Origin of the sequence: Natranaeroarchaeum aerophilus, from assembly GCF_023638055.1 — an archaeon.
GTDB classification, from domain to species: domain Archaea; phylum Halobacteriota; class Halobacteria; order Halobacteriales; family Natronoarchaeaceae; genus Natranaeroarchaeum; species Natranaeroarchaeum aerophilum.
This window is the reverse complement of the sequence record NZ_JAKRVY010000003.1, coordinates 300,143-318,141: the sequence shown is the minus strand read 5'-3', so window position 1 is coordinate 318,141 and position 17,999 is coordinate 300,143. Positions and strand designations below refer to the sequence as shown.

Genomic DNA, 17,999 nt, shown 5'->3' with positions numbered 1-17,999 from the left:
ATGTTCGACAGTCTCAAGGAAAAACTCGGGAGCTTCCGCGAGGACGTCGAGGAGTCCGCGGAAGAAAAGGCCGAAGCGGAAGCTGACGCGGCTGACGAAGACGCGGCTGACGTGGAGGCTACCGCGGACGCGGCCGATGCGGAGGCAGAACCAGCAGACGCCGATGCGTCAGTTGCAGCCCAGGACGCCGAGGCTGCTACTGCGGCGACCGACGCCGACGGCACCGCGACAGCCCCAGACGCAGCCGAATCGACGACTCCCGAACCAGCCGGTACTGACGCCGACTCGGCCGACGAGTCGGATGGTCCCGGCTTCGCCAAGCGTGCGAAGTCCGTGGCGACCGGCCAGACCATCATCGAGGAAGAGGACGTCGAAGCACCCCTTGACGAGCTCGAGATGGCACTGCTCCAGAGCGACGTCGAACTGACCGTCGTCGACGAGATCCTGGCGACGATCCGCGAGGAGACGATCGGCGAGACCCACCGCTTTACCAAGAGCACGACCGGCGTGGTCCAGCGCGCGCTCCGAAAAGCGCTGGTCGACGTCATCAGCGTGGGCCAGTTCGACTTCGACGAGCGCGTCGCGACGGCCGACAAGCCGCTCGTGATCATCTTCACGGGTGTGAACGGCGTCGGCAAGACGACCTCGATCGCGAAGATGGCGAAGTATCTCGAAGAGCGAGGCCACTCGTCGGTGCTGGCGAACGGCGACACCTACCGCGCGGGTGCCAACGAACAGATCGAGGAGCACGCCGACGCGCTCGGCAAGAAGCTGATCACCCACCAGCAGGGCGGCGATCCCGCTGCGGTGATCTACGACGGCGTCGAGTACGCCGAGGCCAACGACGTCGACGTCGTCCTCGGCGATACGGCAGGACGGCTCCACACCAGTAATGACCTGATGGAGCAGCTAGAGAAGATCGACCGCGTCGTCGATCCGGACATGACGCTGTTCGTCGACGAGGCGGTGGCCGGGCAGGACGCCGTCCAGCGCTCCCGGCAGTTTAACGATGCCGCGGAGATCGACGGCACGATCCTCACGAAAGCGGACGCCGACTCCCAGGGCGGCGCAGCGATCTCGATCGCCCACGTCACCGGGAAGCCGATCCTCTTCCTCGGCGTCGGGCAGGGCTACGACGACTTGGAGAAGTTCGAGCCCGAACGTCTGGTCGACCGGCTGCTCGGCCTCGACGGCTGAGTCGCTATTCGACCTGCGTTTCCGGCGAGTACACTGCCCGTAGCACCCACAGTACCGGGTGTTGCTTTTTTCATCGCAGCTTTCGTATCCGTCGTATGTCAGGGACGGATGCAGCGATTTCCCTCGATGCCGTCCGAAAAACGTACCAGCGGGGTGAACCGGTCCACGCACTCGATGGAGTGACCCTCGATATCTCGCGTGGTTCCTACACTGCGATCATGGGGCCGAGTGGGTCAGGGAAGTCGACGTTGATGAACCTCATTGGATGCCTCGACACGCCGACCAGCGGCGCGGTCATCGTCGACGGAAAAGACGTCAGTCAGCTCTCCGGTCGCGAGCGGACGCGGCTTCGCGGCACCGAGATCGGCTTCGTCTTCCAGACGTTCAATCTCATGCCGCGACTGACAGCACTCGGCAACGTCGCGTTGCCGCAGGTGTTTCAGGGGATCGACCGGCGAGAGCGGCGCAAGCGCGCGCGTGACCTGCTGGAGCGGGTCGGCATCGCCGACCGTGCCGACCACTTTCCCAACGAACTGTCCGGTGGGCAGCGCCAGCGTGTCGCGCTCGCACGGGCACTGGTTAACGATCCAGTGCTCGTCCTCGCCGACGAGCCCTCGGGTAATCTCGATACCGAAACCGAAGCACAAGTGCTCGATCTGTTCGCCGAGTTTCACGACGCCGGCACCACACTGATCGTGGTCACCCACGAACGTCACGTCGCCGAACGCGCCGACCGGATCGTCCACCTGCTCGATGGGGCGATCCAGCGGATCGAACCGGTCGAGCCGTCTGATCGGTCAGTCTCCGATAACCGGGACCAAGGGGCGGGGACCTAGTCGTGGATCCAGTCGAAAGCCTCCGGATGTCGATACGCACGATCAGGGGCAATCGGCTCCGGTCGGTACTGACGATTCTCGGCATCGTCATCGGCGTCGCGACGGTGGTCGCGTTCGTCACGCTCGGCGCGAGCCTGCAGGCGGGTGTTCTCGGAGAGATCAGCCCGGATGACCAGCGAAACCTCTACGGGTGGGCTGCGGATCCCGATGTCGATGGGGGCCCCGGTGCGGGTGCCCAGCCGGTCTTCAGCGACCGGGACCTCGATGCCGTCCGCGACCTCGACGACGTGGACGAGGCCTACGGGTACGCTCCGCTCCAGACGCAGGCCGTCGAAGTCGGTGGCGAACGGGTTCCGCTGGGTGACGGCGTCATCGCGGCAGGCCCATCCTACGTGCGGGAGAGCTCTCTCGAGGACGGCCGTCAGTTCGATCCAGGTGCGCAGGAGGCGGTGGTCAACCCTGCAGCCGCGGAGGGCTTCGAGGAGGACGTCGAGATCGGTGACGAGATCACCATCACGCTGCTGGGCGGCCAGGAGATCGACGCCGAGGTTGTCGGGCGAACCGACACGTCGGAGGGGTTGAGTCCGTTCGAGGGGTTCGAGCAGTCGCCCCGCATCTACGTCCCGACGGACCCGTACTATGCCGAACAGCTCGGTCGCGGGGACGGCGAGGAGGTCGACGACGTCCGTTTCACTCTGATTATCGTCGAGGCCGAATCGGCCGATCCGACGGCGATTTCGGATGCGCGGGCCGCAGCGATTACATACCTCGAAAGTAACGAGTCCGACGCCAGCGAGTTTCTGGGTGACGATCTTCGGGTCTCCCTAGAGACGAGCAGGGAGTTACTGGCGCAGCTACAGGCGATCTTTGATCTGTTACAGAACTTCGTGGTCAGCGTCGCCGCGATCTCGCTCGTCGTCGCGTCGATCGGGATCGCGAACATCATGCTCGTCTCGGTGACCGAACGCACGCGCGAGATCGGGATCATGAAGGCGGTCGGGGCACAGAACCGCGACGTACTCGGCCTTTTCCTGACGGAAGCCGTCGTCCTTGGACTGGTCGGTGCCGTGCTGGGGACGGTACTCGGGCTCGCAGCAGGGTATCTAGCAACGTGGTATATCGACTTGCCGCTGGTGTATCCACTCGAATACGTCGCCCTGGCGATCATCGTGGGGGTCGCCGTCGGTATCATCTCGGGGCTGTACCCGGCCTGGCGAGCAGCACGGATCGATCCGATCGACGCGCTCAGATACGAGTGATGGCCGTCTGACCTGTACGGTATCACTGCCTGCTTGATCATACGTTCAGCCGCTCAAGTTGTGCATAGCGTCCCGCGTGCCAGCCGGTGACGACTGCGACGATTCCGCCAAGTGCGAGCGCGAGCGCGAACCCGGCGACGTACACCTCGGTCGGCGTTATCAGCAACCCTTCGATACCCACGGTCGACGCAGCCACGCGGTTCAACACGTTTCTGAGCAGCGGCGTCGCGGCGATCCCGAGCAGCCCGCCGAAGATCCCGACGAACAGCCCCTGTGCGCCGATCGTGGCGGCGAGCAGGCGTTGTGAAAGCCCAATTGCTCGCAGCGCGGCGAGTTCGTCACGCTGCTGGTAGGCGACGAGGACGAACAGGTTGACCAGCAGAATGGTACTGCCGACGACTGCGAGACCGACCAGCGTGGCCCCGCTTGCGATCACGACCGGCCTGTCGGTGAGCATCATCTCGACCTGCTCGTCGCTCGTCCGGACGGCGTACTCGGGATACTCCTCCTGGATCTCGTCGCGAACGACCGCGCCGTCGGCGTCGTCCGTGGTATCTGCCATCACGAACGTCGCCCGGTCGGTCCCGCTTGTCCCGGTAATATACTGCAGGTCGGCGAGCGGGACGGTCGCGGCGGGTTCCCCGAGTAGCGTCGAGTGGTGGGCGGACGTGCCGACGACAGTGAACTCCCGGTCGGCGTGCTCCCTGCTCGCGCCGATCCGGACGGTGCCGCCGACCGAGACGTCGAGCGCCGCGGCGGTTCGCGGATCGAGGACGATCTCGCTCCGCACGGAGTCCGAGCGTGGCGCGTCCCGATAATCCGCAGGTTCGAGTTCGAAACCGTCGCCCTCCTGGAAGCCGTAGCCGCGGTGGGTCTCGTGAACGCCGACCGCCGGAACGCGCCGGAGTTCACCCTCATCAGATCCCAGATACACGTCGTGTAATGCGATCGGTGCGGCGGTTCGGACGTCCTCTCTGTCGTCTATCGATGCCGCGACCTCGCTCGCGTCGACGATTCCGTTGTCCGTTTCCGACCCCTCCGCCGTGAGCCAGAGATCCCGGTCGGCATCCCCGAGGCTCTCCTCGCCCACGTCGACGACGCCGACACCGAGGCTCGCCAGTAGGGTCACGGAGAGTACGGCGACCGCGACAGCCAGCACGGTCAGGGCGGTCCGACCGGGCGAGCGTCGGAGCTGTGCCGCCGCGATGCCGAAGATGGCGGTCGTCCGGACGATGTTTTTGTTCCGGCTCATCGTCCCACCTCGTCCAGGACGGTGGTCCGTGCGGCGACGACGAGCGGGTACGGAACGGCAAGCAATCCCGAGACGAGTGCAATACCGACCGCGTAGGGGACGAACAGTGGATGGGCAACGGCGACGGTCGCCTCGACGAGGCGGTTCACGGCGAGGATGCCGAGCCAGCCCAGTCCCACCCCGAGCACGGCTCCGGCAAGCGTCGTTGCGAGCGTCGAAATGCCCACGACTGCGAGTCGGCTGTACGCCGGAAAGCCGATGGCTTCGAGCACTGCGAGCACCTGCCGGTCCTCCTCGACGGTCATCCCCATCGTCGTCGTAATAAAGGAGGCACAGATCCCGATTCCAACCACGAGCGCGATCAGGCTCGTGGCGAACGCGAGGTCGTCGTCGAACAGCGCCGCGGGGTTCGTCGCCGCCGTTTGCTGGACCGTCGCATCAGGATAGCGATCTTCGCCCGCGGCGGTGGCCGCATCGCTATTGCCCCACACCAGCACTCGATCGGCGAGACCGTCGCTCTCCGTCCCGGCCAGCGACTGGAGGTCGCCGAGGTGAACGAGCGCGACTGAGTGGTTCTCCTCCGTCGCTTCGACCGCCGTGACGTCGAAGCCAATATCCCGGTCGCTTCGGTCGCTGGCGCGAACAAGTCGCTCGGGGTCGCCTTCGAACCGTTCGGCTGCCGTCTCGGAGAGCACGAGTTCCTCCGCTCGTGGGCCGTCGTACGCGCCGTCGGCGTAGTGGGGATCGCCCGGTTCGAGCGCCGCAGTCGACAGCCCGGCGACAGTTCGAGGCTCGTCGTCGGGGACGACGCCGACCAGCAGTACGATCTGTGATTCGTCGCCGTCGGACGGTTCGAGGCGGGCAGATTCGACGAGTACCGGCGAGGCATGATCGATCTCCTCCTGTCCTCGGATCGATTCGGCGTTTTCGTTGGTCGCCCCGAGCCTCACCCCCTCGACGCCGTCTACTGACGCCACGACGGTTTCCTCGGTGGGGGCGATCCGGACGTCCGCGTCGTCTGCAGCCGCGATTCCGTTGCCTGCAAGTGCGAGTGCGATACCAGTAACGAGCAAGAGCAATGCAATCGTCAGGGCGACGCCCGCGACCGTGGCGACGAGGCGTCCCGACGTCGTCCGGGTCGCCTGTTTCCAGAGGCGCGTCAGGGCGAGTCCGACCAGTCCGCTGAATCGGCCGCGGCGGCCGCCGTCATCGGTCACGCTCGACCACCTGCCCGTCGTGCAGGGAGAGAACCCGGTCCGCGACGGAAAGGGTTGTAGCGTCATGCGAGGCGACCAGTACCGCCCGGTTCCGGCCGAGTTCCGTCAGCAGGTCCAGGACGGTCTCTCCCGTCTCCGTATCGAGCTCGCCGGTCGGCTCGTCGGCGACGATCACGTCAGGGTCGGTCACAAGCGCCCGCGCAATGGCGACGCGCTGGCGCTCCCCGCCACTGAGTTCACCCGGCAGGTGCGTCGTGCGTTCGCCGAGACCGACGGCGTCGAGGAGTTCGCTCGCTCGCTTTCGGCGCTCCGTCCGTCCGACACCGGCACCAACCAGCGGGAGCGCGACGTTCGCCCGGGCCGACAGGGAGGGAAGCAGATGAAAGCCCTGGAAGACGATCCCGACGTGACGGCGACGGACCTGTGCTCGCCGCCGGTCGCCGAGCTCGGTGAGATCGATCCCGAGCAGCGAGACCGTGCCACTCGTCGGGACGAGTAGTCCGGAGACTGCATGAAGCAGTGTCGACTTCCCGCTCCCGCTCGGCCCCCGTATCCCGACGATCGTTCCCGGCTGTACGTCGAGTGAGACGTCCCGGAGCGCCTGCAGGGAGCGGGTCTGGCCTGACCGGAATCGTCCGCCAGCAAGTCGATACTCGTGGCTGACGCCGTCGAGTCGGACTGCTGGTGGCCGGTTCTCACCTGCCTCCGTCTCGGTATCGCTCGAACGTGTCGTTGCTGGGGACCGATCGAGTATTCCCACGCGTCGATGGGACAGGGTAGTTACTCATTGTTTCTCCCAGCTTACTCTCGAGGGGGGATGGATAACCTCCGTATTCCGCGCCGGCGTGCTATCCCTGATCGCCGGTAGGATATGGTTTTGAGTGCGTCGGACCGGTGCCGGTACTCAGTCGCCTGCGACTTCGTCTGCTGTCCCCGCAGGCTCCGTCTCCCGGTAGGCGAGTGGAAGCCGGATCCGGACGTCCGTTCCCGTCGGCGTCGTATCTGTGAGTTCGATTTCGCCGCCGGACTGTGTGACGATCCAGTTGAGCAACCACAGCCCGAGCCCGCTCGCATGCTGGAGCTGGGTGATCTCGCTTCCCCCGTCGAACAATCGGCGTTCGGACTCGGGGATCCCCGGCCCATCGTCCCGGATACTGATCTCGGCGTAGTTCCGAGATGCCGCGCGGACGGTAACATCGACGTTCTGGTCCGGACCGACGTTGTGTTCGAAGGCGTTCTTGATGGCGTTCTTGACCGCAGTATCGATCAGGCCGTTGGCGACGACGTGTAGCTCGTCCGGCGTGGTGTACTGGCTCTCGACCTCGGGATACTGGGTCGAGACCTCCCCGAGCACGTCCTCTACGAGGTCTGCCGCATCAATGGTGTGTCGGGCATAGTCGCCCGCGTCGAGCGAGCGTTCGATCTGTCTGGTCTGGCTGCTGAGCTCGATCAACTCGTCCGCCGAGGCGCTGAGTGCTTCGGCCCACTCGCGTAGTTCGGGATCGGTGATCTCCTCGCAGATGATCTCCGCATTCCCTTTCACGACGTTCATACGATTCCGTAAGTCGTGTCTGAGAACGCGGTAAAGGACCTGTAACCGCTGGCGCTGCTCCTGTTCGGTCGTGACGTCGGAGTAAATCGCGTAGGCGTCGACTTCGCTCTCGTCCATACCGACCGGGACTCCCGTGAACGCGAATGTGCGAAAGCCCCTGTTCGTCTCGCGCTGGACTTCCCCCTCAACGATGCACCCGTCATCCAGTTCTCCGACGAGAGCGGCCGACGTATCGCGTTTTTCCGGCGGGACGATATGCGCCGCGAGCGATTCGTCTTTGAGGGTCTCCGCGTCGAACCCGAACACTTCCTCGAAGTTCGCATTGACGTGTTCGACGACCGGTTGCCCCTCCTCGTCGATACTGACCCCAACCGCTGGGATCGGGGCGTGCTCGAAGAACATCCGAAACTGGTCCGGAGTCGAGCTTGCCGTCGCCGGGCTTTCTGACGATTCATCGGTCATGTGACGCTCGTGCGTAATCCCCAGCACGAAACCGGCACAGAGGGCACCGACTCCCACCAGCACGGTGACAACACTCCCCGGCACGGACCCAGTTACCGAGAGCAGTAAGGGCCTTGTACCAATCATCGCCGATCCCGCTGCAACGATACCCAGCGCGCTCCCGAGGCCTGCAAACAGCAGTGTCGTCGAGGTCCCGCCGGTGCTGGTACTCATGATGAATCAGTTATTCACGATCTTTTCTTCTCTACGTTGGTACTGAAGTTGGTCATAAAAAACATACGCCTAATTACTGAGGAGATAGGAAGTATGTGGGTTTTGTACCGTGGTTTTCTCCAAAATTGTAGATTAGATAACAAGAGGGTCCGCCGGAGCACACGTCACGGCAGTGATCTCATCACTGGTCCAGGCCGCTGACGAACAGTGCGAGAACTGGGACGATCTCCAGTCTGCCGACCCACATCAGGAAGATCATCAGCAGTTTCGAGGCGTCGGAGAACTGGAGATAACTCCCGAACGGGCCGAGCGAGCCAAAGCCCGGTCCGATGTTTCCGATCGTCGCCAGCGAGGCACTGATCGCTTCGAGCGCCGTCAACTGATAGCCGATCCGCGCGGAATCGAGCGAAATGAGGACCGCGGAGACGGCAAACAAGAGGAGATACAGGAGTGTGAACGCCACGATCCCTCTGACGGCATCCTCGCTAACGATGTTTCCGCCGAGTCGGACGGGACGGACTGCGTCCGGATGTGCGGTGACGAACAGCTCACGCCGAACCGCTTTGAGTACGACCAGCCAGCGAATGACTTTGACACCACCACCTGTCGACCCGGCCGAGCCGCCGACGAACATCACGAAGAGGAGGAAGATCTGTGCGTGGCCGTCCCACTGTGCGAAGTCGCTCGTCGCGTATCCGGTCGAGTTCATCAGCGAGCCGATCTGGAACGCCGCCTGCCGGACCGTGTTCTCGGTAAGCCCCTCGGTCGCGCCGCCGAGGTCGAGGACTGGTGCGGCACCGCGGGCGAGCAGGAACGACAGGATCGCGATGAAGATCGCGATCGCACCGGTGTACGCCCGGAACTCGGTGTTGTTGAGCATCTCACGGGCCTCGCCGCGGAGCAGGTGCCAGAACAGCGCGAAGTTCACTCCCGCAATCACCATGAAGGGGATGATTACCCACTGGACGATCGCCGAAAAGGCCGCGATGCTGTCGGCCTGCGGGGAGAACCCGCCCGTCGGGAGGGTCGTGAAGCCGTGTGCAACGGCGTTGTAGAGGTTCATGTTCGGCGCCTGTCCGGCCAGATGGAGCCCGTAGAGGATGCAGATGAGCAGGATGGTAAAGCCGAAGTAGACCAGCCAGAGCGCTCGCGCCGTCTCGGCGATCTTCGGCGTCAGTTTCTGTAACTCCGGGCCGGGTGCTTCCGAGCTCATTAGCTGCGCGCCGTTGACCGCCAGCTCGGGGAGAATAGCGATCATCAGCACGATAATTCCCATCCCGCCGAGCCACTGTGTGAGCTGTCGCCAGATCAACAGTGCGTGGGAGTGTCGCTCGAAACTGATCTCGCCCAGCACGGTCGCCCCGGTCGTCGTAAAGCCGCTCGTCGACTCGAACAGCGCGTTCACCGGATGTGCCAGCGTCGAGGCGGTGCCGTAGCCGGCGAGCAGATATGGGATCGCACCGATCAGTGCCGCTGCAAACCACGAGATGGCAACAAGCAACAGCGCCTCTTCCGGTCCGAGATCGGGATCGGGATCGAGCCGTTCGAGCGAGAGCCCGATCGTGACAGCGATCAGCATGGACGCGACGAACACCCAGACGTCCTCCCAGTAGATGACGGCGACGGTCAGCGGGATCAGCATCGTGAGCGCGAGATACTTCACGACCGTTCCGACGAGGCTGAGACTCGCCCGCCAGTCGATCTGCCATCTCACGGATACTCACTTCCCAGTACGTGCATTACCGAATTCAACCTTTTCAGGGGTCAAGAAATCGTCGAAACGCGACCGGGGCTCTCCGCAAGGCACATACCATCACCTGCACAACTCCTACAGTAATGAACGGGGACGATAGCCCATGCGCGTGATCGTGGTCGGTGCCGGTGAAGTCGGTCGATCGATCGCCGAAAACCTCACGGAGACCCACGAGGTCGTCGTCATCGAACGCGACAACGCGCTCGTCGATGATCTGACCTACGATCTGGACGCGCTGGTGATTCAGGGCGACGGCACCGATCTCGCCACCCTGCAGCAGGCCGGGATCGAGAAATCGGATATGCTGATCGCCTCGACCGATATCGACGAGGTGAATATCGTCGCCTGTGGCGCAGCGAAGACGACCGGCGATATCTTCACTATGGCGCGCGTCAAGCGTCACAGCCTCCTGAAGACCTGGCAGAACGCGGACGATGCCTTCGGCGTCGACTTCATGGCGAGTTCCGATCTGTTGACCGCCGAAGCGATCTTCCGCCTCTCCGGCTTTCCCGGTGCACACGATGTCGACTCGTTTATCGGCGGGCTCGTCCGGATGGCCGAGTTCGAAATCGGGGCGAACAGCCCTATCGTCGGACACACCGTCCGCGAGGCGGACCGATGGGATTCGCTCACGTTCGCCGCCGTCTTCCGGGACGAGGAACTGATCATCCCTCGCGGTGACACCGTCATCGAGCAACACGACCGAGTCGTCGTCATCGGAAGTCCGGGCTCGGTGAAACAGTTCGCCACGGACACCGTCCAGTCGAGCAGTGACGTCGACGAGGTCGTGATCGTCGGCGGGAGCGAGATCGGCTATCACACGGCGCGACTCTTCGAGGAACACGGCTATCACCCGGACCTGATCGAACAGGATCACGACCGGGCCCGTGACATCGCCGAGTGGCTCCCGAACACGTCCGTCTGGGAGCACGACGCGACGGACATGGAGTTTCTCAAACGTGAACACATCGACAAGGCGGATATGGTCGTCGCGGCGCTCGAACACGACGACAAGAACCTCCTCGTCTCGATGCTCGCCCAGAAACTCGGCGTCGAGCGCAAGATTTCAATAATCGAGAACACCGAATACGCGGAGCTGTTCGAGGCAGTCGGCATCGACGTCGCGATAAGCCCTCGGGAGGAGACGGCCGAGGAGATCATCCGCTTTACCCGGGGCGATCAGACGGAGAAGATCGCGATGCTGGAACACGACCGTGCGGAAGTGCTCGAACTCGAGATCAGCGACGACAGTAAACTCGTCGGGCGGAAAATCGCTGACGCGATGGACAGCCTTCCGGAGTGTGTGGTGATCGGTGCGATCTCACGAAACGGAGAACTCGTGATTCCGCGTGGTGATACGGTGTTCGAGGCGAACGACCACGTCGTCCTGTTCACCGAAACCCAGATGATCGACGAGCTGACTGCGCTGATTTAACTGGATTCTTCTTCCTGGCTACTCAGTCGCTGTATCAGCGCCCGACGGAACGTTCGCGGTGTTCGATTCTCACCGCGGGCCATCAGTACCGTTCCGGTACTCTGCTCGACGATGGTCTGTGGGATCGAGCCGTAGAGCGCCTGTGCAACGGTACTCGATCCTGTCGCGCCGACACAGACCGTCTCGTACTCCGAGACTGCGTCGAGGAGCGTCCCACGGACGTCGTCGCTAACGATAACGCGTGGTTCGTACTCATCGGCGTCAAGACCGGCCGCGCTGGCGACCGCCGAAATCGCTTCCTGGCCGACCTCGGTTGGGTCCGTTTCGGCGTCGTCCGCGCCCGGTTTCGGCTGCACGTTCAGGAGGGTCAGCGTGCTGTCCGGGAACGCCCGTCGTAGCTCGCCCGCACGTCGGGTCGAAACGGGAGCGTTCGGGCCGCTACCGGCAAGCGTCACGATGCGTCCGGGCGTCTCGCTCGGGTCCTTGACGAGCGTCAGCTCACACGGTGCGCGTTCGAGGATTGGATCGATCGTGCTACCGAAGAGGACGTCCCGCCGCCGCCGCTCGCCCCCCCAGCCGAGCAGCATGTGATCTGCATCCTCCTCGTCGACGACGGACAGGAGCGTATCGCCCGCGTTTCGGCCGACGATCGCCCGCGTTCTGACGGCGATATCGAGGTCCTCGGCGACGTCCCGTGCATTTTCCAGCAGCGTCCGCTGATTTTCGACGCGCTCTTCTTCGAACTCGATCTGCGAGGGCGAGGTCTGTGGCGGTACCTCGATCACGTTGACTGCAACGACCTCACCGGTTCGGTCACGGCCTGCCGCACTCGCCGCGGCGTATCGGATAAGCGCGCCTCCCGTCGCGGGGTTTGCCACCGGAACGACGACCCGGTAGACGTCGTTCTCGGGCGTTTCTGTCTCCTGCGGTGCGACTGCTTCGCCGATGAGCGTCGTCGAAATCGCCTGCTCTTTCGCGTAGAACTGATACCAGGCGATGCTCGCAAGGATGATGCCGACGCCGATCAGCTGGACCCACGAGATCGGTGCGAGCGATATCTCGGTCGTCCCGACCGAAAAGACCGCATCGACCTCTCCCATCTGGAGCATGATCGCGATACACGTCAGGAACCCGAGAATCGGGACGGTGGGATACAGCACCGAGGGAATCCGGAAGTCGGGCTCGTACGCTTCCGGGTCCGCCCGACGTAGCACGACCACGGCCACGTGGACGAGCGCGTAGGTGATGAGGAACATAAAGCTAGCGACGTCGGCGAGCGTATCGATCGGCAACGGACTGGCGATGAGCGCGAGAATGACGACACCGGTTGCGATTATGGCGCGATACGGCGTCTGGTATCGCTCGTGAATCTGGTTCAACCAGTTCGTCAGGATCTGATCACGGCCCATCGCAAAGTTGACGCGTGCGGCCGAGAGGATCGACGCGTTCGCCGACGAAATCGTCGCCAGAATGGCTCCGACGATCATTATGCCGGACCCGACTGCGGCGAACTCCAGCGTGTATCCGGCGAGACTCAACGCTCCGAACAGTCCGGCGGCTTCCGCGGCGACGTCGGCGACCGGGACGTCCGAGCCAGCCAGCGCACTGATTTCGAGCGTCCCCGTGCTGACGAACATCACCAGAATGTAGAGGATCGTCGGTGTGACGACGGCCGCGATCATCGACAGCGGAAGGTTCCGACCCGGATCTTTGATCTCTTCGGCACTGGTCGCGATCACCTCGAAGCCAATGAACGTCACGAAAACTGTTCCCGCGGTCGCGCCGACTGCCGGCCATCCCTGCGGCGCGAACGGATCGAGGAGACCGAAATTCACTGCCAGCACTCCCACGGCGATGAAGGTCAGAATCAGCCCAACGAGAAAGATGACGATGACGTTCTGGAGCGACCCCGTCTCTTTGACACCGCGGTAGTTGAGCGCGACGAGGAGCGTTGCCATGATGAGCCCCGCCAGAATCACGAGCGGTGCGCTCGATGGCTGATTCAGCAGGTACTGCCCGAACCCGAGCATGTAGAACGCCGTCGCGAACATCAGTCCGGCCCACATCCCGAAGCCGATGATCGTTCCGAAGAAACTCCCGAGCGCGTGGTTCACGTAGTAGTAACTTCCACCCGCCTTGGGCATCCCTGTCGCCAGCTCCGAAAGGGAGAGTGCGGCAAGCAGGGCGACGACGCCGCCGATGGCGAACGCGATCATACTCGCCGGGCCTGCGCTCTCCGCGACGATGCCCGGGAGCACGAAGATCCCGGCACCGATCATCGTCCCCAGTCCCAGCGTGTACGCTTCGAGGAAGCCGAGATCGCGGGCTAACTCCTGGTCAGCCATCGGCTCTCCACCCCCCCGGTTTCGCAGTAATCCACGAGAAGACTCGATGTAGTAGTCGGATAGCCATACTGTACCCACACAGTGCTCCTTTCATAAATTCCTCGGTACGATTCTCGAATCCGCAATAGAGGGGGAGAAAAATCAGGGATAATTCATCCTATGGTATTATACTGTTGGAAGATGAATTCACTCTCTACGAGGGTGTCATCCCGTGTCAAACAACAGGGCCAACTATCGGATCGACGACATCGATCGCCGCATTATCCACGCGCTCATGGCCGACGCCCGAAAGACGTCGGCCCCGATGATCGCCGAACAGGTCAACGTCTCCCCCGCAACGATCCGGAATCGGATCGACCAGCTCGAAGCGCAGGGGATCATCAGAGGCTATCACGCGAGTATCGACCTCGAACGGGCGGACGACAAGCTCACCTCTCTGTACGTCTGTACCGTTTCGCCAGCGGATCTCGAATCGCTCGCCCAGGAGGTTCGGAACGTTCGCGGCGTCGTGAACGTGCGAGAACTGATGAGCGGAACGCGAAACCTCCACGTCCTCGCCGCCGGTGAGACGACGGCGGATTTCAAACGCATCACGCGTTCGATTTCGGAGCTGGGTATCGACGTGGTCGATCGGAGCCTCGTCCAGAACGAGGTAGTCGAACCGTACGCGCCCTATGGCGGCGACGACGTAGCACCAGCCTGGCAGCCGACTGATTTTCTCAGGCTCGCCGGGGGAACGGATATCGTCGAGGTGACCGTCGACGGTGACGCACCGATCGTGGATCTCTCGCTCGCTGAGGCCGCCGAACGCGGCATTCTCGACGATGGCGCGCTCGTAGTTGCAATCGAGCGGGACGGGCGCGTTCTAACGCCACGTGGCGAGACGATCGTGCAACGTGACGACGTCGTCACACTCGTCTCGAAAGAGGGGAACCCCGACGGCGTTATCGAGGCGTTCCACCCCGTTACTCCGTCCGAGATGTGATCTCCGATGATCAACTATTCCGTTCGTGAGTCCCTGAGCCCGGGAACAAGCGGGAGTGCGAGGACTGTGACCGAACCTACTGTTACTGATACCGTTGTCGGTGCGTCCTCCGAAGGAGGTGTACCGTAATGTTCCGTAAGTTGCTCGGAAAAGTCAGAACCGACTGGACAGCCGGCACCGATTCGATCTACGAGTGTCGAAACTGTGGGACGACGGTCGACAATCCGGAAACCGACTGCCCGCACTGTGGCAACGATATAATCGCCACGTACCACCTCAAACAATCATAATCATGACACAACTAACGACTCGGGTACTTATCCCCATTGCACACGAAGACGACGCTGAACGGACCTGTGACGCGATTATCGAACACCTATCGAGCGAGGATGCTTCCTCAAAATTCACCATCGTCCACGTCATCGAAAAGGGGGGTGGGACACCGGACAAGGCACCGCTGGCGGCGAGGGAAGATCAGGCGGAGCGAATTTTCTCACTCGTTGAACAGCGTTTGCAGGCCGCCGGGTACGAAACGGAGAGCCGTCTCGAGTACGGAACCGACGTCGCAGAAGTCCTATCCGACGTGGCGGTAGATATCGATGCGACATCGCTGGTGTTCGTTCCGCGACCGCAGGGACGACTATCACGGCTGCTCACGGGTAATGCTTCTACTCGGCTCATTTCGGACGCTCCAGTGCCGGTAATTGCACTCCCGCAACCGACAGACGACGAGGACGACTAACCGGACTTCGAGAGACAGATATGAACGTTCGGTCCCACGACTCCGATCGCCTCGCTCGTCTGGCGACCTCTTTGCCGTCGTCGTGGTCGTTATTCTGGTCGTGTGGATTGGAGTACAACTCTCCGATCATCCTGTGACTCGGTACGAAATCGTTATTCTGCTTGCAGCGACGGTCTGTGGGTTGTCTGGGCGTCCACAAAACCCTCGAAGAGGGATTATAACAATTTGGTCGTAACAATGTCGACGATCATCACTGCCCCCATCTATGGATTTATGGAACCAGTGCCGACTGTGAATTAGCAAGTCAACCGGACAGATGGTCGACGCGTTCTCAATAGTCGGACTTAATTATCGGCAGGTCAAGGCCACCAGTATGCAGCGATTACGACCATGAGAGTCCGGGTCGACTGGCGTCAGAGCTTGAACCTGACCGGTTCGGTTCTCAAGTGGCTCGCCCTGCCGCTCTGTTTCCCGCTCGTGCTCGCGGTCTACTACCGCGAACCGGTAGTGCCGTTTGTCGTGACGATCGCGATCACGTTGCTCGTCGGAGTGCTCTTCGAGCACTTCGAGAGCGAGGGCGATCTCGGTCCTCGCGAGGCGTTTCTCATGGTGTCGCTCTCCTGGCTACTGGTCGCGCTCGTCGGTGCGATCCCCTTCGTGGTTGCGGGCAACGGGACGATCGCCCATCCGATCAACGCCGCCTTCGAGGCGATGAGCGGCCTCACCACGACCGGTGCGACCGTGTTGCGGGATTTCAGTGTTCACGACCGGTCGATCATGATGTGGCGACAGCTCATCCAGTGGCTCGGCGGGCTCGGCATCCTCATCCTGGTAACGGCGGTTCTCTCCCGGCTCTCCGTCGGTGGGGCACAGCTGATGGAGACCGAGACCCAGTACGAGAACGTCGACAAGCTCACGCCGCGCATCAAAGACACCGCTCGTCTGATCCTGAAGCTCTACGCCGGGCTCACGGTGACGGCGATCGTCGTTCTCTACACGCTCGGCCTCAGCGGGCTCGCGCCGAACATGGATCTGTTCAACGCGGTCGCCCACGCGTTCACCAGCGTCGCGACCGCCGGATTCTCGCCGGAGCCGCTCAGTATCGAAGCGTTCGAACCGATCGTCCAGTGGGTGATCATGCCGTTCATGTTCCTCGGATCGACGAGCTTCGTCCTGATGTACTTCGTCCTCCAGGGGAACGTCGATCGGCTCCGCCAGAGCGAGGAGTTTCGCTTCTATCTGGGGACCGTCCTGCTGTTCTCGGCGCTGGTGTTTGCGGTTTTGAGCGTCAAAGAGAACCCCACCGGCAATGGTCTTCACGATACGCTTCGCCAGTCGATGTTTAACGTCGTCTCGATCATCACGACGACGGGCTACGCGAACGCAGATTTTAACCAGTGGTCACCGTTCGCCAAACATCTCCTGCTCATGTGCATGTTCCTCGGCGGCATGGCCGGATCGACCACCTGTTCGATCAAGTCGCTGCGCTGGCTGGTCGTGTTCAAGGCGTTCCGTCGTGACCTGTTCACCTCGGTTCACCCCGGCGCAGTTCGGCCGATCCGCCTGAGCGGAAACGCGATCGACGAGGAGACGATCCGTGACATCTACTCGTACACGCTGGTCGCGATCGTCGGCGTCTTCTTTGCGACCGTTTTTATCGTCGTTGACGGCGCACGGACTGGCCTGTACGACGTCGGCAACTTCGGCGAGTTCGACGCCCTTGGTGCGGCGGCCTCGACCTTCCTCAACATCGGCCCGGCCTTTGGCCCCGCCGGTCCCTACGGCACCTACGACGTGTTCCCGATGACGACCAAGGCGGCGATGGTGATCTGGATGTGGGTCGGCCGGATCGAGATCATCCCTGTCATCGTGCTGTTTACGGCCTCGTTCTGGCGGTCGTAAGCCTCGGGTGGCGATCGATTGCTTTTCGAGTCCCACTATCGACCCCAGCTGATCGGTATTTTTATCAGGGTGTAAAATCTTCTTTACTGTAAAGGGTGTTTTACACCAACGCATGACCGAAGACCTCACCGCGAACGGACTCGTCGAGACCCGAGAACAGTACAGCGAGTGGATCAGCCGGTCGGTCGGGGCTGGCGTTGCCAGTATCTTCGTTGCGACAGCCGCGTGGATGGTCACCGGCGAGCCGCTGGTGCTTTACGCCGGGCTGGGGCTGTACTGGCTCGGCTGTCTGGGGATGGCTGTCGGCTACTGGCGCTCGCCGGTCGCCGTCCAGGACGAACTCGAACGGCAGATCGAACGGGAGGCGAGTGCGACGACCCTGACGGTCGTCGTCGTTGTGACCATCGTCGGTCTCCCGGCGGAAGTCGTGCTCAACTCGACTGGCATCTATACCGCGCCCGCCGCGCTCCGGGGGGCGATCTGGGGGTATCTGCTGTTGATCCTCGTCTATGTCGGGGCCCAGTGGCTCGCGAAGAGACAGTACAAATGAACAACGAGATCGATACGTATCGCGAACGCGAAGGGCTGAGCCAGGGCGAACTCGCCACGGCGGTCGGGGTTTCCCGGCAGACGATCAACGCCATCGAGCGCGAGCGGTATGACCCCTCGCTGGAACTGGCGTTCAAACTGGCGATGTTCTTCGACTGTGAGGTCGAGGCGCTGTTCTCGCCGGAGATCGAATCGTTCGGGGAGTGAATCCGGTTGTCGACGGTCGGATGGGAGCTCACCGTTTGGGGTGTTCCGATTCCTCGAACGCCCCCACACCGCTCGACCGCATTTTGGGCTGAA

The 17,999-nt window shown here is 62.6% G+C and carries 15 protein-coding genes; 9 read left to right on the top strand and 6 right to left on the bottom strand.

Features of this window, described 5'->3' with window-relative positions; all coding sequences use genetic code 11:
• The 3 genes from ftsY to AArcSt11_RS08440 all read left to right on the top strand — a co-directional run bounded on the left by ftsY (position 1) and on the right by AArcSt11_RS08440 (position 3,292).
• Entirely contained in the window at positions 1-1,197 is a 1,197-nt protein-coding gene (gene ftsY, locus AArcSt11_RS08450; protein ID WP_250596266.1) for a signal recognition particle-docking protein FtsY, read from the top strand.
• 95 nt (positions 1,198-1,292) lie between these two features.
• Entirely contained in the window at positions 1,293-2,033 is a 741-nt protein-coding gene (locus AArcSt11_RS08445) for an ABC transporter ATP-binding protein (RefSeq protein ID WP_250596264.1), read from the top strand.
• Positions 2,034-2,035: 2 nt separating this feature from the next.
• The gene (locus tag AArcSt11_RS08440; protein WP_353617727.1) at positions 2,036-3,292 is read left to right on the top strand and encodes an ABC transporter permease; all 1,257 of its coding nucleotides are present in this window, start codon (positions 2,036-2,038) and stop codon (positions 3,290-3,292) included.
• Between the two features lie 37 nt (positions 3,293-3,329).
• Here AArcSt11_RS08440 and AArcSt11_RS08435 read toward each other — a convergent pair whose 3' ends face one another.
• The 5 genes from AArcSt11_RS08435 to AArcSt11_RS08415 all read right to left on the bottom strand — a co-directional run bounded on the left by AArcSt11_RS08435 (position 3,330) and on the right by AArcSt11_RS08415 (position 9,702).
• A complete protein-coding gene (locus tag AArcSt11_RS08435) occupies positions 3,330-4,544 on the bottom strand; it encodes an ABC transporter permease (protein ID WP_250596260.1) in 1,215 nt (404 codons plus the stop codon).
• Positions 4,541-5,761, bottom strand: coding sequence for an ABC transporter permease (locus AArcSt11_RS08430; RefSeq protein ID WP_250596258.1), 1,221 nt, complete (start codon positions 5,759-5,761; stop codon positions 4,541-4,543). The genes AArcSt11_RS08435 and AArcSt11_RS08430 overlap by 4 nt, the downstream gene beginning before the upstream one ends.
• Positions 5,751-6,515 (bottom strand): ABC transporter ATP-binding protein, encoded by a 765-nt coding sequence (locus tag AArcSt11_RS08425; protein WP_353617730.1) that lies wholly within the window; start codon positions 6,513-6,515, stop codon positions 5,751-5,753. Before AArcSt11_RS08425 ends, AArcSt11_RS08430 begins: the two co-directional genes overlap by 11 nt.
• A 150-nt stretch (positions 6,516-6,665) precedes the next feature.
• A complete protein-coding gene (locus AArcSt11_RS08420) occupies positions 6,666-7,988 on the bottom strand; it encodes a sensor histidine kinase (RefSeq protein WP_250596254.1) in 1,323 nt (440 codons plus the stop codon).
• Between the two features lie 181 nt (positions 7,989-8,169).
• Complete coding sequence (locus AArcSt11_RS08415) at positions 8,170-9,702, bottom strand: TrkH family potassium uptake protein (protein WP_250596253.1); 1,533 nt, start codon at positions 9,700-9,702, stop codon at positions 8,170-8,172.
• Positions 9,703-9,844: 142 nt separating this feature from the next.
• Between AArcSt11_RS08415 and trkA the strand changes: the two genes are divergently transcribed.
• Positions 9,845-11,176, top strand: a complete 1,332-nt coding sequence (trkA, locus tag AArcSt11_RS08410) for a Trk system potassium transporter TrkA (protein ID WP_250596252.1) — start codon at positions 9,845-9,847, stop codon at positions 11,174-11,176.
• Here trkA and AArcSt11_RS08405 read toward each other — a convergent pair.
• Positions 11,173-13,521: an amino acid permease gene (locus tag AArcSt11_RS08405; protein ID WP_250596251.1), complete on the bottom strand. Its 2,349-nt coding sequence runs from the start codon at positions 13,519-13,521 to the stop codon at positions 11,173-11,175. The two genes, trkA and AArcSt11_RS08405, sit on opposite strands and share 4 nt — an antisense overlap.
• A 211-nt stretch (positions 13,522-13,732) precedes the next feature.
• Here AArcSt11_RS08405 and AArcSt11_RS17070 point away from each other — a divergent pair, with 211 nt between their 5' ends.
• The 5 genes from AArcSt11_RS17070 (at position 13,733) to AArcSt11_RS08380 (ending at position 17,906) form a co-directional block, all read left to right on the top strand.
• Complete coding sequence (locus AArcSt11_RS17070) at positions 13,733-14,506, top strand: Lrp/AsnC family transcriptional regulator (RefSeq protein WP_250596249.1); 774 nt, start codon at positions 13,733-13,735, stop codon at positions 14,504-14,506.
• 292 nt (positions 14,507-14,798) lie between these two features.
• Complete coding sequence (locus AArcSt11_RS08395) at positions 14,799-15,248, top strand: universal stress protein (protein WP_250596247.1); 450 nt, start codon at positions 14,799-14,801, stop codon at positions 15,246-15,248.
• Between the two features lie 390 nt (positions 15,249-15,638).
• Positions 15,639-17,150: a TrkH family potassium uptake protein gene (locus AArcSt11_RS08390; RefSeq protein WP_250596245.1), complete on the top strand. Its 1,512-nt coding sequence runs from the start codon at positions 15,639-15,641 to the stop codon at positions 17,148-17,150.
• Positions 17,151-17,262: 112 nt separating this feature from the next.
• Positions 17,263-17,700 carry a DUF2178 domain-containing protein gene (locus AArcSt11_RS08385; protein WP_250596243.1) on the top strand — a complete coding sequence of 146 codons (438 nt, stop codon included), beginning with the start codon at positions 17,263-17,265 and terminating at the stop codon, positions 17,698-17,700.
• Positions 17,697-17,906: a helix-turn-helix transcriptional regulator gene (locus tag AArcSt11_RS08380; RefSeq protein WP_250596241.1), complete on the top strand. Its 210-nt coding sequence runs from the start codon at positions 17,697-17,699 to the stop codon at positions 17,904-17,906. The genes AArcSt11_RS08385 and AArcSt11_RS08380 overlap by 4 nt, the downstream gene beginning before the upstream one ends.
• The last annotated feature ends 93 nt before the right edge of the window (positions 17,907-17,999 follow it).